This window comes from Blastococcus sp. SYSU DS0617, from assembly GCF_054051075.1.
Genome location: NZ_JBJHAO010000010.1, coordinates 19,609 through 45,411 on the forward strand (window position 1 = coordinate 19,609; position 25,803 = coordinate 45,411).

The following is a 25,803-nucleotide window of genomic DNA, read 5'->3' on the forward strand; positions in this document are numbered from 1 at the left end:
CTACTCGAAGGAGTGCTCGGGGCCGGGGAAGGCGCCGCCGCGCACGTCGTCGGCGAACTCCTGCGCCGCGCGCAGCAGCTCGCCGCGCAGGTCGGCGTACTTCTTGACGAACCTCGGCACCCGGCCACCGTTGAGCCCGGCCATGTCCGGCCACACCAGCACCTGGGCGTCGCAGTCCACCCCGGCGCCGATGCCGATCGTGGGGATGGACAGCTCCTTGGTCACCTCGGCGGCGATCGCCGCGGGCACCATCTCCAGGACGACGGCGAACGCGCCGGCCTCCTGCACCGCCCGGGCGTCGGCGAGCAGCCGCTCGGCACCGGCCCCGCGGCCCTGCACCCGGAACCCGCCGAGGGCGTGCTCGCTCTGCGGCGTGAACCCGATGTGCGCCATGACCGGCATGCCGGCGTCGTGCAGCAGGCGGATCTGCGGGGCCACGCGGACGCCGCCCTCGAGCTTGACCGCCTGCGCACCGCCCTCCTTCATCATCCGGACGGCGGTGTCGAACGCCTGCTGCGGGCTCGACTCGTAGGAGCCGAAGGGCAGGTCGGCCACGATCAGCGCGCGCGTGGTGGAGCGGGTGACGGCCTTGGTCATCAGCAGGAGGTCCTCGACCGTCACCGGCACCGTGCTGCTGTGCCCGAGGACGACGTTGCCCGAGGAGTCACCGACGAGCATGACCGGGATGCCGGCCTCCTCGAAGATGGCCGCGCTGTAGGTGTCGTAGGCGGTGAGCATCGCCCACTTCTCGCCCCGCTCCTTGGCCGACTGCAGGTGGTGGATGCGCACCCGCGACGTCGACTTGCCGCCGTACAGCACCGACTCCGTCATTCCTGAGCTCCTTCGCGCACGTTCGGCAGGGTCTCCCGCCACCGGTTGGTCACGGGCAGCCGCCGGTCGCGGCCGAACGCCTTGAGGCTGATCTTGGTACCGGGAGCCGACTGGCGGCGCTTGAACTCCGCCGTGTCGATCAACCGCAGCACGCGGGCCACGATGTCGGGGTCGTGGCCGCGCTCCAGCAGCTCCGCCATGCCGAGGTCGCGGTCGACGTAGTCGGCGATGACCGCGTCCAGCACCTCGTAGGAGGGCAGTGAGTCGCTGTCGACCTGCCCGGGGGCGAGCTCGGCCGAGGGCGGCTTGTCGATCGAGTTCTGCGGGATCGGCTCGGTCTCGCCGCGGTCGCGGGCGTGCGCGTTGCGCCAGCGGGCCAGATCCCAGACCAGGGTCTTGGGCACGTCCTTGATCGGCGCGAACCCGCCGGCCGCGTCGCCGTAGAGCGTGGAGTAGCCGACGGCCACCTCGCTCTTGTTGGACGTGGCCAGCAGCAGGTGCCCGTGCTGGTTGGACAGCCCCATGAGCAGGGTGCCGCGCACCCGCGCCTGCAGGTTCTCCGCGGCCACGCCGGACAGCTCGACCGACGCCTCGTACGCGTCGACCATCGGCCCGATCGGGACGACCGAGTAGTGCATGCCCAGGCGGCGGGCGGAGTCCTCGGCGTCGGACAGCGAGTGCTCGCTGGACCACTTCGACGGCAACCCGACCCCGTGCACCCGGTCGGCGCCCAGGGCGTCGACGGCGAGCGCGGCGACGACGGCCGAGTCGATGCCCCCGGACATGCCGAGCACGACCGAGGGCATGCCGTTCTTGTCGATGAAGTCGCGCAGGCCGAGGACCAGCGCGCGCCACACCTCCTCGCAGTCGCTGAGCGGCTCGACCACCGTCGAGGGGCGCCGGTCGAACGCGGGCACCGGCTGCTCGGACACGACGTGCCGGGTGACGGTCATCGGCCCGACGCGGCCCTCGATGCGCTCCGGCACGGACGACGGGTCCAGGTCGAGGTCGACGGTCGCCAGGTGCTCGACGAACTGGGGGGAGCGGGCCAGCAGCGTGCCGTCGGGGGCGACGGCCATCGAGTCGCCGTCGAAGACCAGCTCGTCCTGACCACCGACCTGGTTGCAGTAGAGGATCGCCGCGCGCGCCTCGGCTGCGCGGCGGCGGACCAGCGGCAGCCGCAGGTCGTCCTTGGCCCGCTCGTACGGCGAGGCGTTGGGGGAGACGACCAGGTCGACCCCGGCCTGCCCGGCGACCCCGCAGGGACCGCCCTCCACCCAGAGGTCCTCGCACACGGTCAGCGCGACGTCGACGCCGTGCAGTCGCACCACCGGCAGCTCGGTGCCGGGCACGAAGTACCGCGCCTCGTCGAAGACGCCGTAGTTGGGCAGGTGCCGCTTGTAGTACCGGGCGACGACCTCGCCGCCGAACAGGAGCGCCGCGGCGTTGCGCGGTGCCCCCCGGCGCGGGTTGGCGTCCCCCGGGCGGTCCTCGTCGGCCGGGATCTGGTCGACCGGGGCCGGCCCTGCGCCCTGCGTGTGCGCGAGGTACCCGACGACGACGGCGATCCCGCCCAGCCCCCGGTCGGCGAGGGTGGCCGCCAGCTCGACCAGCGTGCGCTCGCTGGCGCGCGCGAAGGACTCCCGCAGGACGAGGTCTTCCGGCGGGTAGCCGGTCAGCGTCATCTCGGGGAAGACCACGAGGTGCGCGTCCTCCGCGGCCGCCGCGGCGGTCCACCGCACCACGAGGTCGCTGTTGCCCTGGAGGTCGCCGACCCGGGTGTCCACCTGGGCCATCGCCACCCGCATCTGCACCGGCCGTTGATCGCTCACGCCGCACAGTCTGGTCTCGGGGCCGGGCGGACGGCCAGGCGGGCACCTGTCCGGATGATCACGCTGACATCGGGCGGCCGGGCCGGGGCCAGCGCACGACACGCGGGCCCGCCAGGGGGATTGGCCGTGTACGGCTCCCTCCGAGGGGGCAGGCTGGGGACGCCCCGGCAGCGACGTCACATCCCGGAAACGAGCGGACGCGATCATGGCGAGCATGGATCGACAGCAGGAGTTCGTCCTGCGCACCCTGGAAGAGCGCGACATCCGGTTCGTGCGGCTCTGGTTCACCGACGTCTCGGGCTACCTCAAGGCGGTGGCGGTGGCGCCGGCGGAGATCGAGGCGGCCTTCGCCGAGGGCATCGGCTTCGACGGCTCGGCCATCGAGGGCTTCGCTCGCGTCTACGAGTCCGACATGCTCGCCAAGCCCGACCCCGGCACCTTCCAGGTGATGCCCGGCCGCGAGGGCCGGGCCAGCGACACCGCGCGGATGTTCTGCGACATCACGCTGCCCGACGGCTCGCCGTCGTGGGCCGATCCGCGGCACGTGCTGCGCCGGGCCCTGGCGAAGGCCTCGGACATGGGCTTCACCTTCTACACGCACCCCGAGATCGAGTTCTTCCTGCTCAAGGACCTGCCCTCGGACGGCACGCCGCCCCAGCCGGCCGACAACGGTGGCTACTTCGACCTGTCCACGCACAACGTGGCGCACGACTTCCGCCGGGAGGCGGTCTTCGCGCTCGAGGCCATGGGCATCTCGGTGGAGTTCAGCCACCACGAGGTCGCTCCCGGCCAGCAGGAGATCGACCTGCGCTACGCCGACGCCCTGTCGATGGCGGACAACATCATGACGCTGCGGCACGTCGTCCGGGAGGTGGCGCTGGCGCAGGGGGTGCACGCCACGTTCATGCCCAAGCCGTTCACCGAGCTCGCCGGCTCGGCGATGCACACCCACCTCTCGCTGTTCGAGGGCGACCGCAACGCCTTCCACGACCCGGCCGACCCGATGCGGCTGTCGACGACGGGCAAGCAGTTCATCGCCGGGCTGCTCACCCACGCCCGCGAGATGACCGCGGTCACCAACCAGACGGTGAACTCCTACCGACGGCTGCTGGCCGGGACGGAGGCCCCGACCGCGGCCACCTGGGGCCGGGCCAACCGCTCGGCGCTCGTGCGGCTGCCCGAGTACAAGCCCAGCAAGGCGCAGTCGGCCCGTGTGGAGGTCCGCTCGCCGGACTCCGCCTGCAACCCCTACCTCACCTTCGCCATGCTGCTCGCCGCGGGGCTGAAGGGCATCGAGCAGGGGTACGAGCTGCCTCAGGAGGCAGAGGACGACGTGTGGTCGCTCACCGACACCGAGCGCCGCGCCGCCGGCTACGAGGACCTGCCGGTCTCCCTCGGCGAGGCGCTGAGCGCGATGCAGAGCAGCGAGCTGGTGGCCGAGACCCTGGGCGAGCACGTGTTCGAGTTCTTCCTCCGCAACAAGTGGGAGGAGTTCAACTCCTACCGGCGCAACGTGACGCCCTTCGAGCTGCAGCGCTACCTGCCGGGCCTATGAACGCGGAAGCGCGGTCGGTCAGCGGAGGGCGATGCTGCCGACGACGCCGCCGGTGACGCACAGGCCGGTGTCCGGCTCCTGCGTGGTCATCCGCAGCGTCGCTCCTCCGCCGTCGAGGCGGAGGTAGAGCGTCCCCGTGCCCGCCCGAACGGGTGCCCGGACCTCCTCGCCGGGGCCCAGCGAGACGGTGAGGGAGCCGTCGCGGTCGGCGGCGTAGCGCAGCTCCGCCGTCCACTCGGCATCCGGCAGAGGCCCCTGCAGCGCGACCGCCGTGGCGTCGTCCGCGCCGATGGTCCAGCCGCAGCCGGGAACGGGGCCGTCGACCACGCGCGGGCCGGGGACGACCTGGGCCGGCCGCAGCCGTCCCGTGTCGTCGAGCATGCGCAGCTCGGTCGTCCAGGGCGCGAACGGCGGCCGGTCGTCCAGCGACGCGAACATCCGCGAGCTCCGGTTGGCCGGAGCACTCAGCCCCCACATCACGTCGGTCGGTACGGCCTGGTCCAGCAGCGGCTCCGGTCCGGCAGCAGCCAGCGAGGCGCGGGCGGTGTCCAGGTAGTCCCCGGTCCCTTGCTCCTGCCACGCCCGGTTGTGGCTGACCGTGGACACCACCGAGCCCAGGACGAAGCCCGCGGTCAGGACGACGACGACCGGCACGTGCCACCGGCGCCCGCTCCGCGGACCCCCGTCCCCGCCCTGGACCCCGGGGCGCGGGCGCCGGGCGGGGAGCGACGCCAGCAGCGCGATGGCGGCGGGGAGCACCACGGCTTCGGCCGGGAAGTAGCGGTACGCCAAGGGGAGCACGTGACCCCATCCGGCGCCCGACCGCCCGAGCGCGGCCATGAGCAGACCGGACCCGACGGTTCCGACCACCAGCGCCCAGACGGCCACCGCGCCCCGCAGACGGATCGACGTCCACACGCACGCGAGCAACGCCGCCGTTCCGCCGATCACCACCGCCCACGTCGGCGGCCAGGCCACCGGCGCACCCGCGCCGGACTCCCAGGTGAACGGACCGCCCAGGACTGCCGGTGCCAGCCCCTCGAAGCCGGTGGCGACGGTCCGGAGGACCTCACCGGCATCGCCGTCGTACATCGGGTCGCCCGTGCGCGTCTGCAGGTACGTGACCGCCCAGACGCCGAGCACCAGGACCGTGCCCGACCACAGCACCCAGCCGCGGCGCAGCGAGTCGCGGATCGGGGCGCGCGAGCCGTCCCGGAGCAGGACGACGGCGACCACGGCGAACGCGATCGGCGGCAGCAGCACCGCCTTGATGTAGAAGGCGAGCGCGAAGGCGACGGCCACCGTGCCGCTGACCGCGTGACGGCGGCGTCCGGTCTGCACCAGTCGCACGGCGTCGGCCACCAGCCAGGCCAGCCCGATCTGCAGGGGCATGGAGTTGAGGGCCGCCACCCACCAGGACGTCGAGCCCAGCGTCACGGGGCTGAACAGGCCGACGGTCAGCGGCACGAGCAGCACCGGGCGGTTCCCGAGCAGCACCCACAGCATCCGCAGCAGCGCCACCGACGCCAGCGCCTGCAGGACGATCAACGAGGTCGCGGCCGGCCACCACTCCAGCGGCGCCACGCGCTCGACCACCCCGCCGACGAACAAGGCGCCCGGCATGAGGTGACCGATGAAGTCGTAGAGCAGGAACGACGGGGACCACAGCGGGTACCGGTCGGCGAGGTCGAGGAGGCTGAGGTCGTCGGCGTAGTAGTGCCGTTGGGCGACCAGCCAGCCGCGCAGCCCCAGCTGGGAGACGATCAGCAGCGCCGCCACCCACAGCACCCAGCGGCCGCCCACGCGCGACCTCGGCGGGGGAGCGGTGACCGCCAGCCCGGTGTCCCGGGCCCGGGTGAGGGATGCGCCGCCGGTCACCTCGGCACTGCCTCGCCGACGACGCCCGCCTGGACGCACAGTGTGAGGCCGGGCGTCTGCGAGGTGATCTGCAGCGTCGACCCCTCGCCGGGCACCCGCACGAAGACGGTGTTGCTGCCCGCTGCGACCTCGGCGCGGACGGGCTCGCCCGGACCGAGCGCGACGGTGATCGAGCCCGCCCGGTCGGCGGTGTAGTCCAGCCGTGCCGTCCAGTCCCAGAGGACCGCCGCGCCGTCGAGTGCGATCGCGGTCCCGGCCCCGGGAGCGACCGGCCATCCGCAGGCCGGATCCGGCCCCGCGGCGAGGGGATAGCCGGGGACCACGTCCGCGGGGCGCAGGTTCCCGGCCTCGTCGAGCACCCGCAGCTCGCTGGTCCAGCTGGTGAAGGGAGGACGGTCCTCCAGCGGCGACAGCATCACCGAGAACAGGTTCGTCGGGTACGCCAGCGGCGGGATGATGTCCTCGGGGAACTGCTGATCGAGCATGGGAGCCGAGCCGGCGGCGGCCAGCGACTCGCGGGCGACCGCCAGGTACTCGCCCGTGCGGTCGGCCTGCCACGCCCGGGCCTGCTCGAGCGTGGACATCACCGCGGCGACCACGAACGCCAGCGTGGCCACGGCGGTGATCCCCACGGCCAGCGGCCTCCGTCCTGCCCGGCCCCCGGTACCTCCGTCGCCGGTGCCTCCGCCGCCGGTGCCTCCGTCGCCACGACGAGGCGGCAGCGTGGCCAGCAGCGCGCCGGCGACGGGGAGCAGCACGGCCTCGACGGGGAAGTAACGGCAGGCCAGGGGGGCGACGCTGCCCAGGCCGAGCCCCCCGCGCCCGATGCCCGCCAGCACCAGCCCCGCGGTCGGCACGACGAGGAACAGCGCCCACACGGCGGCCGCGCCGCGCCGGCGCACGCACGTCCACACGAAGGCGGCGAGCAGCAGGAGCGCGCCCACGTGGACCGTCCAGTCCGGCATGTAGAGGGCGGCGGGGGAGGCCGGGCGGACGTTCCACCAGCCGGACGGGCCACCCAGCACCGAGGCGGCGAGCACGCGGAAGCCGGCCACGACCGTCTCCACGACGTCGTCGACGCCTCCCCCGGACGACGGGGGGCTGGTGCGCGTGGCCAGGTAGGCCGCGGCCCAGGCGGCCGAGACCGCCAGCGAGGCGATCCACAGCGCCCGGCCGCGTCGCCAGGCCGCGACGATCGGCGAGCGCTGCCGGTCGCGGATGAGCACGAGCACGACCACCCCGAAGCCGGCCCAGGGGATCAGCACCGCCTTGAGGTAGAAGCAGAACGTGAGCGCCAGCGCCACGGTCCCGCTGACGGCGTACCGGCGCGACCCGGTCCGGGCGAGCAGGACCGCGTCGGCCAGGAACCAGGCCAGGCCGATCTGCACGGGCATCGAGTTCAGGGCCGCGGCCCACCAGGTGAACGAGCCGACGGTGATGGTCGTGAAGAGGCCGAAGGCGAGCGGCACGAGCAGCAGCGGCCGGTCGCCGAGCAGGACGCGGAGCAGGCGCAGCAGCGCGAGGGAGGCGAGCAGCTGCATGCCCACGAGCGTCAGCGCGGCCGGCCACCACTCCAGGGGTGCCACCCGCTCGACCAGCCCGGCGAGCAGCAGGCCCCCGGGCATGAACTGCCCGTCGTAGTCGTAGGTCAGGTAGGACAGGTCCAGCAGCCGGTTCTGGTCGGCCAGGGAGAGGATCCGCAGGTCGTCGCCGTAGTAGTTCCGGCCGGACACCACCCACGAGCGGATCGCCAGCTGCGCCAGGATCAGCAGTCCCGCGGCCGCCAGGACCCAGCGGCCCCGTGTCCTCGACGCGGGCACCGGGGACGGCGCCACGGCGTGCGTGTCCCGGACGATGGTCTCCACGTGCACCCCTCTGCCGACGGCTGGGGGAGTCTAGGCGGGCGCCGGTGCCGGCGTCGCGCGACAGCGCGGTCGCCCGCGTGCCACGCCGGGGCGGGCCCGGGCCGCCGGCGCGGCTAACCTGCACCGCGTGGCCCGTCTCCTCGTCGTCGTCCCGAGCGAGACCGACCCGCCCGCCCGCCTCGGCGGGTGGCTGGCCGATGCGGGGCTGACCCTCGACGAGCGGCGCCTCGGGCTGGGTCACGCCCTGCCCGGGACGCTCGACGGCCACGACGGGCTGCTCGTGCTCGGTGGCCCCCAGTCGGCGACCGACGACGAGGCGACCAGCCCCGAGCTGGCCGGTGTGCGAGCGCTGCTGCGCCAGGCGATCGCCACCGACCACCCCACGCTCGCCGTCTGCCTGGGCGCTCAGCTGCTGGCGGAGGCCGGGGGCGGCGCGGTCCGGGTGGGGGCCGAGGGCCCGGAGGTGGGCGCCACCCTGGTCGCCAAGCGCGATGCCGCCTACGCCGATCCGGTGTTCGGCCCGCTGCCGCTCACCCCCGACGTCCTCCAGTGGCACCACGACGAGATCGCCGCGCTGCCACCCGGCGCGACCCTGCTGGCGAGCAACGCGCACTACGAGAACCAGGCGTTCAAGGTGGGGGAGGCCGTCTACGGCATCCAGTTCCACATCGAGACGACGCCGGAGATGGTGCGCGCCTGGGCGGCCGCCGACCCGGTGGGCGTCGCGGCCGCGCCCGTCGACGTCGAGACGCTGTGCAGGCGTGCCGACGCCGTGCACGACGACCTCGCCGAGACCTGGGCGCCGTTCGCCGCGCGCTTCGCCGACCTGGTGCGGGCGCACGCCCGGCCGGAGGCCTGAGCCGTGGGTCCCGACGTGGAGATCCCGCGCCGCGCCGTCGTCCGCCTGGTGCGGTTCGGCTTCGAGGACGGCGAGCGCGCCGCCCGACTGCTGTCCCACCCCGACCTGGGCCTGTGGGACCTGGAGCGCAACGAGCCGGCCGACCCCGAGGCCGGGCCGGTCGTCGCCGCGCTGGCCCGCGCCGGCGACCCCGATCTCGCCGTCCGCTCCCTGCACCGCCTGGTCGAGGCGCTCGACGAGGCCGATGGCACCGGCGGGTCCGCGGCCTCGCTGCTGGCCCGCCTGCGGGGGTCGGCGCCGCTGCGCAGCCGGCTGCTCGCGGTGCTGGGCGCCAGCTCGGGGCTCGCCGACCATCTGGCCGCCCATCCGGACGACTGGACCGTCCTCGACGACGGGGACGCCGGCCCGAACCGGCCGACCCCGCAGGCGCTGCAGCGGGAGATGCTGGCCGCCGTGGGGGCCGATCCGGACGACCCGCCGTGGGGCGTGCGCCTGGGCAAGGGCGCTCCCGACGCCTCGCCGGCGCGGGTGGCCGCGCTCCGGCTGGCCAACCGGCGGGCCATCCTGTCCCTCGCCGGGCGCGACCTGGGCGACAACCTGCCGGTCGAGGAGGCCGCGGCCGAGCTGGCGGACATCGCCGCCGCCGTGCTCACCGCCGGGCTGGCACTGGCCGTGGCCGAGCAGCCGGCCGACGCCGCCGCCTGCCGGCTGGGCGTCATCGCGCTCGGCAAGACCGGTGGGCGGGAGCTGAACTACGTCAGCGACGTCGACGTGGTGTTCGTGGGCGAGCCGGTGGATCCCTCGGACTCCGAGAGCGCCGCCCTCGGCAGCGCGACCCGGGTGGCCGCGGCCCTCATGCGCATCTGCCGCGAGGCGGCCTGGGAGGTCGATGCGGCGCTGCGTCCCGAGGGGAAGGCCGGCGTGCTGGTGCGCACCGTCGCCGGCCACTCGGCCTACTACGAGCAGTGGGCCAGCACCTGGGAGTTCCAGGCACTGCTGAAGATGCGCCCGGTGGCGGGCGACCCCGACCTGGGCCGGGCCTACGTCGACGCGCTGTGGCCGCTGGTGTGGCGGGCCGGTGACCGGCCCGGCTTCGTCGGCGAGGTGCAGGCCATGCGGCGGCGGGTGGAGGAGAACATCCCTCCGGCCCAGGCCGAGCGGGAGCTCAAGCTCGGCCGCGGTGGCCTGCGCGACGTCGAGTTCGCCGTCCAGCTGCTGCAGCTGGTGCACGGCCGGGCGGACGCCACCCTCCGCGACGGCGGCACGCTCCCGGCCCTGCTGTCGCTGTCCTCCGGCGGGTACGTCGGCCGGGACGACGCCGCCACGCTCATCGCCTCCTACCGCTTCCTGCGCACCGTCGAGCACCGGCTCCAGCTGCTCCGGCTGCGGCGCACCCACCTGCTGCCCACCGACGAGCAGCAGCTGCGCTGGCTGGCCCGGTCGCTGGGCTACAAGCCCGACGCCCGCGGGGGCGCGGTCGACGTGCTCCGGGCGGAGCTGGCCCTGCACACCCGCGAGGTGCGCCGGCTGCACGAGAAGCTCTTCTACCGGCCGCTGCTCTCGGCGGTGGCCCGGGTGCCGGGGGAGCGGCTCCACCTGGGCTCCAAGGCGGCCGGCGACTGGCTGCGGGCCCTGGGCTTCGGCGATCCGGACGCGGCGCTGCGGCACCTCGGCGCGCTGACCGGCGGGGTGTCGCGCTCGGCGTCCATCCAGAAGTACCTCCTGCCGGTGCTGCTGCAGACCTTCGCCTCGTGCCCGAACCCCGACGCCGGGTTGCTGGCCTACCGGCAGGTCAGCGAGGCGCTCGGCGGCAACCAGTGGTACCTGCGGCTGCTGCGCGACGAGGGGCAGGTGGCCGAGCGGCTCGCGCAGCTGCTCGGCTCCAGCCAGTACGTCGCGGGGCTGCTGACCCGCACGCCGGAGGCGTTGCGCCTGCTGGCCGACGACGCCGAGCTGGAGCCGCGCGCGGTCGCGACCCTGACCAAGGCGTGGGGGCAGGCGGCCGGACGGGCCGGGGACCCCCAGGCGGGTATCCGGGTGCTGCGCGGCCTGCGCCGGCAGGAGCTGCTGCGCATCGCCTGCGCCGATCTGCTGGGCCGGCTCGACGTGCTGCGCGTGGGGCAGGCGCTGACCGACGTCGCCGTCGCCACGCTGCGCACCGGTCTGGACGTCGCCCTGCGGGCCCACGCGCTGGACACCGGCACCCAGGTCACCGCTCTGCCGATGGACATGGCCGTCATCGGCATGGGCCGGCTCGGCGGCGGGGAGCTGGGGTACGGGTCCGACGCCGACGTCCTGTTCGTCCACCGTCCCCGGGCGGGGGCCGAGGAGGGCGCGGCGACGGCGGCGGCCAACGCCGTCGCGCACACGCTGCGCCGCCTCCTCTCCGAGCCCGCGCCCGACCCCGCGTTCGAGATCGACGCCGACCTCCGTCCCGAGGGACGGCAGGGCGCGATGGCACGCAGCCTGTCGGCCTTCCAGGCGTACTACGAGCGCTGGGTGTCGGTCTGGGAGGTCCAGGCGCTGCTGCGGGCGGCGCCGGTCGCCGGCGACGAGCAGCTCGGCGCCGACTTCGTCGAGATGATCGATCCGATCCGCTATCCCGCCGGCGGGCTGGCTGCCGAGCAGGTCGCCGAGATCCGGCGGATCAAGGCGCGGGTGGAACGGGAACGGCTGCCGCGCGGTGCCGATCCGGCGACGCACACCAAGCTGGGCAGGGGCGGGCTGGCCGACGTCGAGTGGACCGTCCAGCTGCTGCAGCTCCAGCACGGCGCCGACGTCGGTGAGCTCCGCGTGCGGCCCACCGTCCAGGCGCTCGCGGCCGCGGGCGATGCCGGGCTCCTCGGCCCCGAGGACGCCGATGCGCTGCGTTCGGCCTGGGAGCTCGCCACGCGGGCACGGAACGCGGTCTTCCTGGTGCGGGGCCGGCCGAGCGACCAGCTGCCCAGGCCCGGGCTGGAACTGGAGGGCGTGGCGCGTGCCTGCGGATACGGTCCGGACACCGAGCCGGGGCAGTTCCTCGACGACTACCACCGCACCACCCGGCGTGCCCGCGGCGTCGTCGAGCAGGTCTTCTACGGCCAGCAGCCGGGGGGCTGACGCGCCGTTCCCGGGCGATCCACATGTCGATCAGGTGACGTGTCCCCGGCGCACGTTCGACCGCGCGCCGGGTGGAAAGCCCTGCTGGGGTCACGGTCCCGGTCGGTCGAGAAAGGGTGGTTCCCGGTGCGTGTGCTCGTGGCGGGCGTCTGCACGGCGCTCGCGCTGACGGCCTGCGGCTCCTCCGACGACTCGTCGGGGCAGCCGGACGGGACCGCGGGGGCTCCGTCGACCTCCGCCGGGCCGACCTCGGCCGAGCCGACCGAGGGCCAGCCGTCCGGTCCGGGGGAGGAGCAGCCGGTGCAGCCGATCGCCGTCGGCGACGTGGACGAGTCGGCGGCGGAGAGCACCGGACCGCCGGTGACCCTCACCGACGTGCGGATCGGCGCCCACGAGGGCTTCGACCGCATCGTGTTCGAACTGGCCGGCGAGGGACAGGCGGGCTGGCAGGTCGGCTTCACCGGCGCGCCCCGGTCCCAGGGATCGGGCCGGCCGGTCGACGTCCCCGGGCACGCCGTCCTCGGGATCACGCTGACCAACATCGCGCTGCCGGGGGACGCGGTGCCCGGTGCGCGGCCGTGGGAGGGGCCAGACCGCCTGGGAGCCGACGAGGGCACCGTGCTCGACACCCTCGTCGTGGACACGCTCTTCGAGGGGTACTACACCTTCTTCGCCGGGCTGGACCAGCAACGACCGTTCGCCGTGGGGCAGCTGAGCTCCCCGCAGCGGATCGTGGTCGACCTGCTCGACGAGGAGCCGACGTCCTCGACGGAGCTGTCCCAGCGGTGCGAGAGCCCCGCCGGCTTCGCGATCTCCTATCCCGAGGGCTGGGCGGTCAACTCCGGGGAGACGGTCTCGGCGTGCACCCGGTTCGCCCCCGAGTCGTTCAGCGTGCCGCCGGCCACCGACGCCCGGGTGGGCTCGGTCACCGCGTCGGTGGAGACGATCCCCTTCGACCGCATCGCCTCCTCGCAGGCCGCCCAGGCGGAGGACCGGAGGGAGACCACCGTCGACGGGCACCGGGCGGTGCGCATCCAGCGGGTGTCCGCCGGCGAGGGGCTCTACCCGCCGGGCATCCGGATGACCAGCTACGTCGTCGAGCTGGAACCCGGCGACGACGGTCCCCGGACGCTCGTCGTGGACACCGTGGGGCTGCCGCAGTTCGACTACGCGCGCAACGTGCGGATGCTGGACCGGATGATCGAGACCGTGGAGATCGCCGGCTGACGTCGCCCCGCCGGGGGACGCCCCCGGGCGGTGGGTGTGCCCGGCGCGTCTGCCGGGCAGTGGAGTCGGGTGACGCAGCCTTCGCCCACTCCGTCCCGACCGTCCGGGGACCTCACTCCGCCCGAACCGTCCGACGACCCCGCTCCGGGCCGGGGCGCCACGATCACCCCCTACCGCGACGGGCCGCTCATCGTGCGCGGCGACTTCCGCCTCGTCGACCAGGACGGCGCCGAGATCGACCCCGGCCGCGGCACGATCGCGCTGTGCCGGTGCGGCAAGTCCGGCATCAAGCCCTTCTGCGACGGCTCGCACAAGCGGGCCGGCTTCTCCGCGCCCAGTGCGCCCAGCCGTCCCCGCCCCGCCGCGCAGCTGCGTCAGCAGGACTGAGCCGCCCCGCCGCGCGGCTGCGTCGGCAGGACCGCCGGCCGCGTCAGGCGGCCAGCGAGGGCTCGCGGCGCAGCGCGCTCCGGCCGGCGTCCCAGGCGTCCAGCAGGTGCCGGGCGGCGAGCCCGTCCATCGCCAGGGAGCTGCGGGCACCGAACAGGACGTCGGCGGTCAGTTCCGGGTTCTCCGCGACGAAGGCGCCGCACATGTCGACCGAGGCGATCTGCTCGTGGACGGCGTCGGCCTCCACGTGCTCGTCGTAGAAGACCGTCGTCGACTCGTCGAAACCCAGCCGGCGCAGCCCCGCCGAGTAGCGGCGGCTGGGCTCGGAGGAGGTCATCTCCACCGTCGCCAGGTGCCCCAGTGCGGCGCCCCGCCACCGGCGGTGCAGCCCGAACAGCGACATCGTGTTGACCGAGGAGAACGCGACGGCGGGGGCGTCGTCCCACAGCGCGCCGTAGGTGGAGTCCAGGTCGAGGTCGCGCATCAGCTCACCGAACAGCTCGCTGTGCATGCGCGCGGCCGAGCCGCCGCCGTACTCGTCGGCCTGGATCTCGACCATGGCCGCCTTCGTCCGCCCGCTGAGCCGGGGGATGGCGAAGGTGTGCGGGTCGCCCTCCTTGAGGTGGTACACCGACCGGAGCGTCAGGTACTCGCGCCACTGCGCGAGGGTGCCCTCCCGGGCCATGAACTTCGACAGCGACGGGCCGTCGTCCGCGGCGATGGCCGCCGTCAGCTGCACGTCGATCGGTTCGTCGGTCACCGCGACCGGTCCGACGAGGTCCTGGAGCGCGGACAGGTGCCACCCCTCCAGGAGGCCGCGCAGCCGGAGGAGATCCGGATCCCACTCCCAGGCGTCCCCGATCTCCTCGAAGCCGCGGTAGTGCAGCTCGTAGCAGATCGCCAGCGACAGCTGGAGGTCCTCGTCGGTGAGCGCGTCGAGCGGGGCATCGGCCAGGCGGGCGGCGGACTCCAGCGTCCCGGCCGACAACGCCGGTCCGGTGGCCAGGTCACGGACGAGGGACTCGCTGAGCGGACCGCGGGCAGCAGGCAGGTGCATGACCTCGGCATGCCCAGCACCAGCGGATTCGATGCCTGAGGCTGGCGATGTCCCCCGTGGGTAGGACCACAGCATGTCCCGAGGAAGCGAACGCGTCGTCGTCGTCTCCGGTGGCAGCGCCGGTATCGGCCGCGCCACCGTCGAGAAGCTGGTCACCGAGGGGGTGCGGGTGGTCACCTGCGCCCGCGACGGCGACCGCCTCGCGGAGGCGGTCGGGAGCCTGCCCGGGGTGACCACGGTGACCGCGGACATGGCCGACGCCGACGACCGCGTCCGCCTGATCGAGGCGACGCTGGCCGAGCACGGCAGGCTCGACGCCGTGGTCCTCAACGCGGGCCTGGGCTGGGCCGGCCTCGTGGAGGACATGCCGGACGACGTCGTGCCGGGCATGGTCGCGCTGAACCTGACCGGCGCCGTCGAGCTGACCCGGCTGGCGCTGCCGCACCTGCTCACCGCCGCCCGGGAACAGGGGAGGGGTGACGTCGTCGCGGTCTCCTCGGTGGCGGCGTGGTCGCAGGTGCCGCCGTTGACGGTCTACTCGGCGACCAAGGCCGGGCTCGCCGGTTTCGTGAAGGGCCTGCGTCGCGAGGTCACCGCCCGAGGAGTGCGGGTGCACACGGTCAACCCCTTCTTCGTGCGGACGGAGTGGCTGGCCCGCGGGCACGGGGACGCGCCGACGTCGGACGCGGACGCCCGCGGCCGGCTCTCCCGCGGCATCGCCCCGGAGCGGGTGGCTGACCGGGTCGCGGACTGCCTGCGGTCGCCGTGGTCGAGGACGGTCACGGTGCCGCGCTGGGCGGGGGCGGCGCGGCTGGGCGAGGTGACGCCGGTGAACCGGCTGCTGGACCTCGGGCTCTCCCGGCAGACCGGCCGGATCCGGCGGGCGGCCCGGCAGTCCGTGGACGCGCGGGTCGACCGAACGCCACCGGCCGACCCGACATGACGATCCGATGGACATACGGCTCGTCGCGTTCCGCGCGGTGGCCCGCAGGCTAGGAACCGGTTCCGGCACCCGACGGAAGCAGGTTCCCGCATGCGCGCGATGCTCGCCGGAGTGTGCGCACTGCTGGTGCTGACCGGCTGCGGCGGTGCGGACGCCGAGCCTGCCGCCGCGCCACCGGGGGCGTCCGGCACGGCGACTCCCGAGCCCGCGACCGTCGACGGTACGTCCGACTGCACCCATCCCGCCGGGTTCCGCGTGAGCCACCCCGCGGACTGGCAGGTCAACCCGGGGCGCGTGCTGCCGGTCTGCAGCTGGTTCGCCGAGGAGACGTTCACCGTCCCGGAGGCCAGCGGCATCCGGACCGCCGACATCACGTTCTCCGTCCGGCCCGTGGCGGAACTGCCGGTCCGGTGGCCGGACGAGACGGCTCGCTCGCGCGTCGAGGTCGACGGGCGGGCGGCGCTGCGCGTGGAACAGGTGGCGACCCTGGGCTTCTACCCGGCGGGTACCCCGATCACGGCGTACGTCCTGGACCTGGAGACCGACGGGACGGCCCTGGTCGCGAGCACCGTCGGTCTCCCGGGGACCGACTACGACCGGAACGTCGCTGTGCTCGACGCCATGATGGCCTCGCTGGTCCTCGATCCCGCGTCGGACGTCTGACCGCCCGGCTCCACGCCGCCTAGGCTCCGCTGGTGCGGCCGTTCCTCCTGCTCTCCACCCGCGCCGAGGACGGCGCCGCCGACGACGAGTACGCGGGGTTCCTGCGGGCCACCGGACTCGAGGAGCGCCACCTCCGCCGCGTCCGGCTCGAGGCCGAGCCGCTGCCGGAGATCGGGCTGGACGACTACGCCGGCGTCCTCCTGGGCGGCAGCCCGTTCACCACCAGCGACCCGGTGGCGGAGAAGTCCGACGTGCAGCTCCGGGTGGAGCACGAGCTGGGGCGGTTGCTGGACGCCGTCGTCGCCCGGGACTTCCCGTTCCTCGGTGCCTGCTACGGCATCGGCACCCTGGGCAGCCATCAGGGCGGCGTCGTCGACCGCACGTACGGGGAGCCGATCTCGGCGGTGCGGGTCGAGCTCACCGCGGCCGGACGCGCGGACCCGCTGCTGGCGGGCATGCCCGCGGCGTTCGACGCCTTCGTCGGGCACAAGGAGGCCTGCCGGGTCCTCCCGCCGTCGGCGACCCGGCTGGCCGGCTCGGCGGGCTGCCCCGTGCAGATGTTCCGGGTCGGGCGCAACGTCTACGCCACCCAGTTCCACCCGGAGCTCGACGTCCCCGGGCTGGTCACGCGGATGCACGTCTACCAGCACGCCGGCTACTTCCCGCCGTCGGAGCTCGACGAGCTGGTCGCCCGGGTCACGCCGTCGGTCGTGACCGAGCCGGCCCGGCTGCTGGCCGCCTTCGTCACCCGCTTCGGCTGAGACCCCACCGTCACTGTGCGCGAACCGTCGTCACCACGACCGGGAGACGACGGTTCGCGCACACTCGCGGCCGCGGGACCGCCGTCCTCCGATGCCCCCTCGCAACGGCGCCGGGTGATCGCGGTGCCGCTGCTGACCGGGCCCCAGCTCCGTCACCGCACGTTCACCATTTCGGCCATTACCGTATTGCCGGTCTCCTAATTCCCGGACATGTCCACGGGGTGCACTCAGGACACCCGCCGGCGCGGCCGGTGGGTGCTCCCTCCGCACCCGATAAGGACGTCCCATGCGCGTGCACGCTGCCCTGGCTCTCGCCGGATCCGCACTCCTGGTCACCGGCTGTTCCAGCAGCTCGGCCGCCGACACGGCCGACGCCGGTGACGGGGGCGCGAACGAGGTCATCCGCTTCGCCACCCTGCCCCTCGGCGATGACCCCAACGCCGTGACACCGGTCGAGACCCTGAAGGACATGATCGAGGCCGAGACCGGCATGACGGTGGAGCTCACGGACGTGCCGAGCTACTCGGCGGTCATCGAGGCCATCCGCAACGGGCACGAGGACATCGGCATCATGAGCGGTTTCCCGTCGGCGCTCGCGGTGAGCACCGGCGAGGTCGACTCGCTCGTGGCCTGGCCCGGGGAGGACGACCCGGTCTCCACCTGCCTGGTCCTCGACGACTCGCCCCTGCAGTCCCTGGAGGACATCGACTCCGAGACCGTCATCGCGTTCGCCGATCCCGCCTCCAGCTCCGGCTACTTCATGCCGACCCACATGCTGCACGAGGCCGGCCTCGAGGCCGACGAGGACTACGAGTCGCTCATGTCGGGCGGCCACGACCGCAGCTTCATCGCGCTCCAGAACGGCCAGGCGGACGTCGCCTGCACCTCCACGATCTTCCCCGCCATGGCCGGGCAGGGCTCGCCGCTCTTCCCGTTCGAGCCAGGGGAGACCCGCTCGATCGGGGAGAGCATCTCCATGCCGATCGCCATCACGGTGCTCGGCAGCACGAGCATGAGCGAGGAGAAGCGCGCCGCCCTGCTCGAGGCGATCCCCAAGGTCTTCTCGGCCGAGAACGCCGACGAGCTGGGCGTCTACGCCGAGGCCATCCCCGTCGGCGTCGAGCCGATCATCGAGCCGGACGACGAGCTGTTCCAGCCGTTCGTGGACATCGCCGCGATCGCCGACGTCGACATCTCGGACCTCGAGTGAGCGGGTTGCGCCTGGCGCGGCGGGCGGAACCGCGGAAGCCGGCCGAGCCGCAGGCCCCGGCTCTCCCGACGGGCCCGGGACGCCGGCCCGTCGAGGACCGCCGCGTCTGCGTGCGTGGCCTCGCGGTGCGCTACGCGGCCGGCGAGCCGTTCGTCCTCGACGGGGTCGACCTGGATCTGTACCGGGGCGAGACGGTCGCGCTGCTGGGCGCGTCCGGATCCGGCAAGTCCACGCTCATGAAGAGCCTGACCGGGTTCGCGCCCATCACCTCGGGCACGGTGCGCGCCGGCGACCACGACCTGACCGATCTCCGTCCCGGCCAGCTGCGGGAGGTGCGCTCGCAGATCGGCCAGGTGTTCCAGCAGTTCAACCTCATCGGCCGGCTGTCGGTGCTCACGAACGTCCTCACCGGGTCGCTCTACGACGCCGGAGCGGTCAACCTGCTGGGCACCTTCTCGAGCGCCCACCGCAGGCGTGCGCTCGAGCTGCTCGACCGCGTCGGGATCGCCCACAAGGCGGAGGACCAGGCGCGCACGCTCTCCGGTGGGCAGCAGCAGCGCGTGGCGATCGCCCGTGCGCTGATGCAGGACCCGCGCATCATCCTCGCCGACGAGCCGGTCGCCTCCCTCGATCCCAGGATGAGCCACACGGTGCTCGACCTGCTGCAGAGCATCGCGCGGGAAGAGGGCATCCCGGTGCTCGTGAGCCTGCACGTCGTGGCGCTCGCCGTCGAGCACTCCGACCGGATCGTCGGGCTGCGCCACGGCCGGGTGGTGCTCGAAGGGGCCACCGGCGAGCTCCACGCCGGGGACCTCGCGTCGGTCTACGACGTCGACGACGAGGACGGGGAGGAGTGATGTCGCAGCACACGACCGAGACCGCGGAACGCCCCGGTATCCCGACACCCCGGCGACGGGCGCCCCAGCCGGCCGCTCTCGACGAGGCGGCGCGCGCACGGCTGGAGCGTGCGTTCACCGCGCCGCGCGCACGGTTCACCACCGGCGTCGTCGTCGCGATCGCCCTGTTCACCTGGTCGTCGATCGGCGCCGAGTTCAACTTCGTCAAGCTCGGCGAGGGCGCCTCCAACATGGCCGAGTTCGTGTCGCGCATGTTCCCGCCGTCGTGGGACAAGTTCGACACGATCGTCAGGCTGCTCGTCGAGACCCTGCAGATGGCGATCGTCGGAACGGTGCTGGGCACCGTGCTGTCGCTGGTCTTCGCGTTCGGCGCCGCCTCGAACATCGCGCCGACGTGGCTCTACTACCCGTCGCGCTGGGCGATGAACGTGATCCGCTCGCTGCCGGACCTGGTGATCGCCCTCATGTTCGTGTCGGCGGTGGGCCTGGGGCCCTTCGCCGGCATCCTGGCCATGACCGTCGGCTCGATCGGCTCGATCGGCAAGATCTTCGCGGAGGCGATGGAGTCGGTCGACCGGCGTCCCATCATCGCGATGGAGGCGGTGGGCGCCTCGCGGCGCCAGATCGTCCAGTACGGCATCCTCCCGGAGGCCGCGCCCATGCTCACGAGCTACACGCTGCTGCTCTTCGAGGGCAACGTCCGGGGGGCGACGATCCTCGGCCTGGTCGGCGCCGGCGGGATCGGCCTCGAGCTCACCACCGCCATGAACATGTACGACTACGGCCACCTGAGCGCCATGGTCATCTGCATCGTCGTGCTCGTCACGGCGATCGACCAGGCCAGCGCCGTCATCCGGAGGAGGATCACATGAGCCTGGTCGACGACGCGCCGCGGTTCCCGCTGTCGGCGCCCGTGAACCTGCGTCACCTCGGCGGGATCCCGGTCCCCGGCGGCACCATCCGGGACGACTTCGTCATCCGTGCCGACGACCTGTCGCTCGCCGACGAGGACTCGGCCACCGGGCTCGTGGAGTCCGGCCTGGCCGCCGTCATCGACCTCCGGTCGGCCGCAGAGGTCGGTGTCACCGGTCGCGGACCGCTGGGGCGCATGCCGGTGGCCTACCACCACCTGCCGTTCCTGGCCTCGATCGGCTCGGCCACCCGGCCGGCGGCAGCGGATGTGCTCGACCAGTCGACGTTCGAGTCGATGTACATCCGCATGTACGAGGACGCGGCCCCGCGCATCGTCACCTCGCTCGCCGTCATCGCCACGGCGCCCGGCACGACCGCCTTCCACTGCGCGGCGGGCCAGGACCGGACCGGGGTGCTCGCGGCGTCCGTCCTGCTCGCGCTCGGCGCGGACCACGAGGCGATCGTCGAGGACTACGCCAGGACGAGCGTGAACTCGCAGGCGGTGATGGAGCGCATCGCGCCGGTCATGAGGTCCTTCCTGGCCGAGCTCGGCATCGACCTCGACGAGGCCGCCCGGGCCGCGATCCGCACGGAGTTCTCACCCGCCCCGATGCGCGGACTGCTCCGGCACGTCAGCAGCGCGTACGCCGACCCGCTGGCACCGTTGCGGGCCGCGGGCCTGACCGACGGGCTGGTCGGCATGCTGCGCGAGCGGGCGCTCAGCGCCTAGGGCAGGGAGGACGACGCCGTGGGAGGCACCACGGACACCCGGAACGGGGCCGGGCCGGCGGGCGATCCCCGCCGCCCCGGCCGCCCCCGCACCGAGGGGCTCGACCAGCGGATCCTCCAGGCCGCCCGCCACCTCGTGGACCGCGACGAGCCGGTCACCGTCCGAGCGGTCGTGGAGCTCAGCGGCGTGAGCCGGTCGGCCCTCTACCGACGCTGGCCGAGCATGACCGACCTCGTCGCAGCGGCGCTCGACCACGGGCGTCGCTACGCGCCGATCCCCGTCGACGGGGACCTCAAGCAGAACCTCGTCGATGCTCTCTTCGGGGACCCGCGAACCACCCACGGCACCACCTACTCGGAGCGGCGGTTCCGCCGCCGGCTCGTGCTCGGGCTCCAGGACCGCGACGTCCAGCGAGCGTCGTGGCGGTCGCACGTGGAGCGTCGCCGTGCGGCGACGGTGGCGGTCCTGCAGGCTGCTGTCGACCGCGGGGTGCTGCGGGCCGACACCGACATCGAGGCGTCGATCGACCTGATCAACGGGGTCTTCTACTACCAGTACGTCGTACGCGGCTGCATGTTCGACGACCCCGAGGCGCTGGCGCGCTGCCGCGAGGCGTTCGAGACCGCCTGGCGGGGCATGGCGGCGTCCTGACGCGGCGCGGCCGGCCTCGGACGCACCGCGGCCCCCGACCTCGGGCGAGGACGGGGGCCGCGGCGGCGACACGACTCAGATGTCGTAGTACATCGCGAACTCGTGCGGGTGCGGGCGCAGGCGGATCGGGTCGATCTCGTTGGCCCGCTTGTAGTCGATCCACGTCTCGATCAGGTCGGGGGTGAACACCCCGCCGTCGATGAGGTACTCGTGGTCGGTCTCCAGGTTGTTCAGCGCCTCGTCCAGCGACCCGGGGACCTTCTCGATGCCCAGGGCCTCCTCGGGCGGCAGCTCGTAGAGGTCCTTGTCGACCGGGGCCGGCGGCTCGATCTTGTTCTTCACGCCGTCGAGGCCGGCCATCAGCATCGCCGAGAAGGCGAGGTAGGGGTTGGCCGACGGGTCGGGCACGCGGAACTCGATGCGCTTGGCCTTCGGGCTGTCACCCGAGATCGGGATGCGCAGGCAGGCCGAGCGGTTGCGGGCCGAGTAGACCAGGTTGATCGGGGCCTCGTAGCCGGCCACCAGGCGGTGGTAGCTGTTCACCGTCGGGTTGGTGAAGGCCAGCAGCGACGGGGCGTGGGCCAGCAGGCCGCCGATGTAGTGGCGGGCCATGTCGGACAGCCCCGCGTAGCCGGTCTCGGCGTGGAAGAGCGGCTGGCCGTCCTTCCAGAGGCTCTGGTGGCAGTGCATGCCGGAGCCGTTGTCACCGAACAGCGGCTTGGGCATGAAGGTGGCGGTCTTGCCGGCGGCCCAGGCGGTGTTCTTGATGATGTACTTGAACAGCATCAGGCTGTCGGCCGAACGCAGCAGGGTGTCGAACTTGTAGTTGATCTCGGCCTGCCCGCCGGTGCCCACCTCGTGGTGCCCGCGCTCGAGCTCCAGGCCGGCCCCGATCAGGTTCTTCATCATGTCGGCGCGCAGGTCGCTCTGCTGGTCGTAGGGCTCGACCGGGAAGTAGCCGCCCTTGGGGCGGGCCTTGTAGCCGCGGTTGGGGCTGCCGTCGAGCTCGGTGGCGGCCCCGGAACGCCAGGAGCCCTCCTCGGACTCGATGTGGTAATAGCCCTCGTTGATCGAGGTGTCGTACCGGACCGAGTCGAAGACGTAGAACTCGGCCTCGGGGCCGAAGTACGCGGTGTCGGCGATGCCGCTGGCGGCCAGGTAGGCCTCGGCCTTCTTCGCCACGTTCCGCGGGTCGCGGCTGTAGGCCTCGCGCGTGATCGGGTCGTGGATGAAGAAGTTGACGTTCAGCGTCTTGTGCTTGCGGAACGGGTCCACGAAGGCGCTGTTGGCGTCGGGCAGCAGCAGCATGTCCGACTCGTTGATCGCCTGGAACCCGCGGATCGACGAGCCGTCGAAGCCCAGACCCTCGGAGAACGTGTCCTCACCGAACGTCGATGCCGGGATGGTGAAGTGCTGCATGACGCCGGGCAGGTCGCAGAAGCGCACGTCGACGAACTCGACGTCGTTGTCGCGGATGTAGCTGGCGACCTCGTCGGGACTGTTGAACATCGATCCTCCGGGATTGTGGACGGCCGAACGAAAGTTACGAGCCCGGAGTTGCCCCGGGGTATCCCGGGTGTTTCGGGGCGGTAACACCGCGGCCGGCGTGTCGTCGGCGCCGGCCGGCGCGCTCGAACGGTGCTCGTCGGCCAGGTCCTACGCTTGCGGTCATGGTCAGGGACGTGTCTCCACCCTCTCAGGAGCGGCCACGCGGCGCCTCCCTGGGGCTCCCCGGCGAGGGCGCGGGCTCGCTCGCCGCCTTCAGCACGCGCGTCGGGGCGTTCCTGATCGACTCCCTCGCCGCGGCGCTGGTCGCCGGACTGTTCACCGCCCCGGAGCTGCCCGGGAACTGGAGCCTGCTCTCCTTCGGCCTGATCACCGTCGTCGCCCTGGTGGTCGCCGGTCAGACGCCGGGCATGCGGCTGCTCGGCCTGCGCATCGCCCACCCGCGGCCGGGGGAGCGGCTCGCGCTGTGGCGGGCCGTCGTCCGCACGGGGCTGCTCATGCTGCTCGTCCCGGCACTGATCGTCGACGCCGACGGCCGTGGGTTGCACGACCGGCTCACCGGCACCGCCGTCGTCCGGGACTGACGCTCCGGAAAGCGGTGGACCGCCCTGCGGCGGCGTCGCACACTCCGCGCGTGATCGTCCGACGCGAGCGCCCCGCCGACCACGACGTCGTGCGGACCCTGCACCGCGCCGCCTTCGCCCGCGACCCGGCGACCGGGTCCCGCCGGGCACCCGACGACGTCGTCGAGGCACGGCTGGTCGACGAACTGCGGGAGGACCCCGGTTTCCTGCCGTACCTCTCGCTGGTGGCGGTGGTGGACGACGCGGTCACCGGGCACGTGATCGCCACCCGGGCCTGGATGGAGCCGACCGGAGCTCCCGTGCTGGGCCTGGGTCCGCTCGGCGTCCTGCCCCGGGCGCAGGGCCAGGGCATCGGAACGGTGCTGGTGCACGCGGTGCTGGCGGTGGCCGAGGCGGCCGAGGAGTCGCTCGTGGGGCTGCTCGGCGCTCCCGCGTACTACGCCCGGTTCGGCTTCCGGTCCGCCGCGGACCTCGGGGTCGCCGCACCTGACCCGCGGTGGGGAGTGCACTTCCAGGCCCGTCGGCTGACCGGGCGGACCGCCGGCGGGCGATTCCGCTACGCGGAGCCCTTCCGCCGGCTCGAGGGCTAGCGGCGGCGGACCTGCCGCTGGCTGATCGACATCTGGCGCCCACCGGGCAGGGGACCGCCGGGGACGGGCATCTTCGGGCCGCCCAGCGCGCTCATCCGGCGGCCCAGGCTGTTGACCTCTGCCGCGGTGAGGTTGCGGGGCAGCTTCATCACGTGCGAACTCAGCTTGGGCAGCGGCACCTGCCCCTCGTCGTCGCCGACGAGGATGTCGTAGATCGGGGCGTCGCCCACCACCCGGGCGACCTTCTTCTTCTCCTGGGCGAGCAGGCTGCGCACGCGGGCCGGCGAGCCCTCGGCGACCAGGATCACCCCGGGCCGGCCCAGCACCCGGTGGACGGCGTCGAGCTGCGTCGTGCCCGCGACGCCGGAGGTGACCCGCCAGTCACCCCGCATGCCTTCGAGGACCCAGGCGGCCGCACCGGGCTGCCCCTCCACCTGCCGGTAGGCCGAACCCTGCGCGCGGCGGCCGAACACGATGAGCGTGGCCAGGACGGCGAAGAGCAGGGCCAGCGGGATGAAGACCAGCGGCAGGCTGAGCAGGATGCCGATCAGCTCGACGACGGCACCGACGGCCACGAAGGTGATCAGCAGGATCCAGGGCAGCTTCGGGTCGTTCTTGGCCGTCAGCGAGTACGCCTGCTTGATCATGCGGACGTTGTTGCCGAGCTTCTTGAGCCGCCCGACCTTGGGGTTGCCCTTCTTGTCCAGCTTCAGCTTCGGGTTCGCGACCGAAGCGGCGGTCGAGCCGGACGAGGGCTTGCTGCGTGCCATGTCCCCAGGATAGGGCCGTGCCGGGTCAGGCCCGGGAGGTGAGCCCTCGGGCGGCCGCGGCCTGCTGGTAGAGGCGGCCGGCGCGGTAGGAGCTGCGCACCAGCGGACCGGCCAGCACGCCCGGGAAGCCGATCTCCTCGGCATCCGCCTGGAACTGCACGAACTCGTCGGGCTTCACCCAGCGCACGACGGGGTGGTGCCGCGGCGAGGGGCGCAGGTACTGGGTGATCGTGAGCAGGTCGCAGCCGGCGTCGTGCAGCGCCTGCATCGTCTCCCGCACCTCCTCGGGCTCCTCGCCCATGCCCAGGATCAGGTTGGACTTGGTCACCAGTCCGGCCTCGCGGGCAGCGGTGATCACGGCGAGGGAGCGCTCGAACCGGAACCCGGGGCGGATCCGCTTGAAGATGCGGGGCACCGTCTCGACGTTGTGCGCGAGCACCTCGGGCCGGGAGGAGAAGACCTCGGCCAGCTGGGCGGGGTCGGCGTTGAAGTCCGGGATGAGCAGCTCCACGCCGCAGCCGGGGAGCTGGGCGTGGATCTGCCGCACGGTCTCGGCGTAGAGCCAGGCGCCGCCGTCGGGCAGGTCGTCACGCGCGACGCCGGTGATGGTGGCGTACTTCAGCCCCATGGTGGCGACGCTCTCGGCGACCCGGCGCGGCTCGTCGGCGTCGAAGTCCGCGGGCTTGCCGGTGTCGATCTGGCAGAAGTCGCAGCGGCGGGTGCACTGGTCGCCACCGATGAGGAAGGTGGCCTCCCGGTCCTCCCAGCACTCGTAGATGTTGGGGCAGCCGGCCTCCTCGCAGACCGTGTGCAGCCCCTCGCGCCGGACCAGCGACTTCAGCTCGGTGTACTCGGGCCCGGTCTTCAGGCGGGTCTTGATCCACTCGGGCTTGCGCTCGATCGGCACCTGGCTGTTGCGCACCTCGAGGCGCAGCAGTTTGCGGCCGGCCGGCGCGATGGTGGAGTCCTGGGCGGGGACCGGGGACGCCGTCTCGCTCATGATCTCCACGGTACGCCCGGGAACGCCGCAGCCCCC

At 73.4% G+C, this 25,803-nt stretch carries 23 protein-coding genes; 15 read left to right on the plus strand and 8 right to left on the minus strand.

Annotated elements, in window-relative coordinates; all coding sequences use genetic code 11:
* Nucleotides 1-831, minus strand: a complete 831-nt coding sequence (panB, locus tag ACI793_RS12440; RefSeq protein WP_456606681.1) for a 3-methyl-2-oxobutanoate hydroxymethyltransferase — start codon at nt 829-831, stop codon at nt 1-3.
* Nucleotides 828-2,663, minus strand: coding sequence for an NAD+ synthase (locus ACI793_RS12445; RefSeq protein ID WP_456606682.1), 1,836 nt, complete (start codon nt 2,661-2,663; stop codon nt 828-830). The genes panB and ACI793_RS12445 overlap by 4 nt, the downstream gene beginning before the upstream one ends.
* Before the next feature lie 214 nt (nt 2,664-2,877).
* Between ACI793_RS12445 and ACI793_RS12450 the strand changes: the two genes are divergently transcribed.
* Entirely contained in the window at nt 2,878-4,218 is a 1,341-nt protein-coding gene (locus ACI793_RS12450) for a glutamine synthetase family protein (protein ID WP_456606683.1), read from the plus strand.
* A gap of 18 nt (nt 4,219-4,236) precedes the next feature.
* Here the strand turns inward: ACI793_RS12450 and ACI793_RS12455 are convergent, their stop codons facing one another.
* Both ACI793_RS12455 and ACI793_RS12460 read right to left on the minus strand, forming a co-directional pair.
* Nucleotides 4,237-6,096 (minus strand): hypothetical protein, encoded by a 1,860-nt coding sequence (locus ACI793_RS12455; protein ID WP_456606684.1) that lies wholly within the window; start codon nt 6,094-6,096, stop codon nt 4,237-4,239.
* On the minus strand, nt 6,093-7,961 hold the full coding sequence (locus ACI793_RS12460; protein ID WP_456606685.1) for a hypothetical protein: 1,869 nt from the start codon (nt 7,959-7,961) through the stop codon (nt 6,093-6,095). Before ACI793_RS12460 ends, ACI793_RS12455 begins: the two co-directional genes overlap by 4 nt.
* Before the next feature lie 127 nt (nt 7,962-8,088).
* On the opposite strand from ACI793_RS12460, the gene ACI793_RS12465 reads away from it, so the two are divergent.
* The 4 genes from ACI793_RS12465 (at nt 8,089) to ACI793_RS12480 (ending at nt 13,533) form a co-directional block, all read left to right on the plus strand.
* Nucleotides 8,089-8,820: a type 1 glutamine amidotransferase gene (locus tag ACI793_RS12465; RefSeq protein WP_456606686.1), complete on the plus strand. Its 732-nt coding sequence runs from the start codon at nt 8,089-8,091 to the stop codon at nt 8,818-8,820.
* A gap of 3 nt (nt 8,821-8,823) precedes the next feature.
* The gene (locus ACI793_RS12470; protein WP_456606687.1) at nt 8,824-11,919 is read left to right on the plus strand and encodes a bifunctional [glutamine synthetase] adenylyltransferase/[glutamine synthetase]-adenylyl-L-tyrosine phosphorylase; all 3,096 of its coding nucleotides are present in this window, start codon (nt 8,824-8,826) and stop codon (nt 11,917-11,919) included.
* 126 nt (nt 11,920-12,045) lie between these two features.
* Complete coding sequence (locus tag ACI793_RS12475) at nt 12,046-13,146, plus strand: AMIN-like domain-containing (lipo)protein (RefSeq protein ID WP_456606688.1); 1,101 nt, start codon at nt 12,046-12,048, stop codon at nt 13,144-13,146.
* A 69-nt stretch (nt 13,147-13,215) separates the two neighbouring features.
* Nucleotides 13,216-13,533 carry a CDGSH iron-sulfur domain-containing protein gene (locus tag ACI793_RS12480; protein ID WP_456606689.1) on the plus strand — a complete coding sequence of 106 codons (318 nt, stop codon included), beginning with the start codon at nt 13,216-13,218 and terminating at the stop codon, nt 13,531-13,533.
* Between the two features lie 43 nt (nt 13,534-13,576).
* Here ACI793_RS12480 and ACI793_RS12485 read toward each other — a convergent pair whose 3' ends face one another.
* Nucleotides 13,577-14,590, minus strand: coding sequence for an iron-containing redox enzyme family protein (locus ACI793_RS12485; RefSeq protein WP_456606690.1), 1,014 nt, complete (start codon nt 14,588-14,590; stop codon nt 13,577-13,579).
* Nucleotides 14,591-14,663: 73 nt separating this feature from the next.
* Here ACI793_RS12485 and ACI793_RS12490 point away from each other — a divergent pair, with 73 nt between their 5' ends.
* The 8 genes from ACI793_RS12490 (at nt 14,664) to ACI793_RS12525 (ending at nt 21,317) form a co-directional block, all read left to right on the plus strand.
* Nucleotides 14,664-15,533: an SDR family oxidoreductase gene (locus tag ACI793_RS12490; RefSeq protein WP_456606691.1), complete on the plus strand. Its 870-nt coding sequence runs from the start codon at nt 14,664-14,666 to the stop codon at nt 15,531-15,533.
* Between the two features lie 90 nt (nt 15,534-15,623).
* Nucleotides 15,624-16,196: a hypothetical protein gene (locus tag ACI793_RS12495; RefSeq protein ID WP_456606692.1), complete on the plus strand. Its 573-nt coding sequence runs from the start codon at nt 15,624-15,626 to the stop codon at nt 16,194-16,196.
* A gap of 32 nt (nt 16,197-16,228) precedes the next feature.
* A complete protein-coding gene (locus ACI793_RS12500) occupies nt 16,229-16,957 on the plus strand; it encodes a glutamine amidotransferase (protein WP_456606693.1) in 729 nt (242 codons plus the stop codon).
* A gap of 286 nt (nt 16,958-17,243) precedes the next feature.
* A complete protein-coding gene (gene phnD, locus ACI793_RS12505) occupies nt 17,244-18,167 on the plus strand; it encodes a phosphate/phosphite/phosphonate ABC transporter substrate-binding protein (protein WP_456606694.1) in 924 nt (307 codons plus the stop codon).
* 110 nt (nt 18,168-18,277) lie between these two features.
* Nucleotides 18,278-19,024 carry a phosphonate ABC transporter ATP-binding protein gene (phnC, locus tag ACI793_RS12510; RefSeq protein ID WP_456606695.1) on the plus strand — a complete coding sequence of 249 codons (747 nt, stop codon included), beginning with the start codon at nt 18,278-18,280 and terminating at the stop codon, nt 19,022-19,024.
* Entirely contained in the window at nt 19,024-19,896 is an 873-nt protein-coding gene (gene phnE, locus ACI793_RS12515; protein ID WP_456606696.1) for a phosphonate ABC transporter, permease protein PhnE, read from the plus strand. Before phnC ends, phnE begins: the two co-directional genes overlap by 1 nt.
* Complete coding sequence (locus ACI793_RS12520; RefSeq protein ID WP_456606697.1) at nt 19,893-20,666, plus strand: tyrosine-protein phosphatase; 774 nt, start codon at nt 19,893-19,895, stop codon at nt 20,664-20,666. The genes phnE and ACI793_RS12520 overlap by 4 nt, the downstream gene beginning before the upstream one ends.
* An 18-nt stretch (nt 20,667-20,684) precedes the next feature.
* On the plus strand, nt 20,685-21,317 hold the full coding sequence (locus tag ACI793_RS12525) for a TetR/AcrR family transcriptional regulator (protein ID WP_456606698.1): 633 nt from the start codon (nt 20,685-20,687) through the stop codon (nt 21,315-21,317).
* 75 nt (nt 21,318-21,392) lie between these two features.
* Here the strand turns inward: ACI793_RS12525 and glnA are convergent, their stop codons facing one another.
* Nucleotides 21,393-22,826, minus strand: coding sequence for a type I glutamate--ammonia ligase (gene glnA / locus ACI793_RS12530; RefSeq protein WP_456606699.1), 1,434 nt, complete (start codon nt 22,824-22,826; stop codon nt 21,393-21,395).
* Nucleotides 22,827-22,999: 173 nt separating this feature from the next.
* Here glnA and ACI793_RS12535 point away from each other — a divergent pair, with 173 nt between their 5' ends.
* Nucleotides 23,000-23,407 carry an RDD family protein gene (locus ACI793_RS12535; protein WP_456606700.1) on the plus strand — a complete coding sequence of 136 codons (408 nt, stop codon included), beginning with the start codon at nt 23,000-23,002 and terminating at the stop codon, nt 23,405-23,407.
* Nucleotides 23,408-23,457: 50 nt separating this feature from the next.
* A complete protein-coding gene (locus ACI793_RS12540) occupies nt 23,458-23,997 on the plus strand; it encodes a GNAT family N-acetyltransferase (protein ID WP_456606701.1) in 540 nt (179 codons plus the stop codon).
* Here ACI793_RS12540 and ACI793_RS12545 read toward each other — a convergent pair.
* Together ACI793_RS12545 and lipA are read right to left on the minus strand one after the other, a co-directional pair.
* Nucleotides 23,994-24,767, minus strand: coding sequence for a DUF4191 domain-containing protein (locus ACI793_RS12545; protein ID WP_456606702.1), 774 nt, complete (start codon nt 24,765-24,767; stop codon nt 23,994-23,996). The two genes, ACI793_RS12540 and ACI793_RS12545, sit on opposite strands and share 4 nt — an antisense overlap.
* A 25-nt stretch (nt 24,768-24,792) precedes the next feature.
* On the minus strand, nt 24,793-25,767 hold the full coding sequence (lipA, locus tag ACI793_RS12550; RefSeq protein WP_311345094.1) for a lipoyl synthase: 975 nt from the start codon (nt 25,765-25,767) through the stop codon (nt 24,793-24,795).
* Nucleotides 25,768-25,803: the final 36 nt, after the last annotated feature.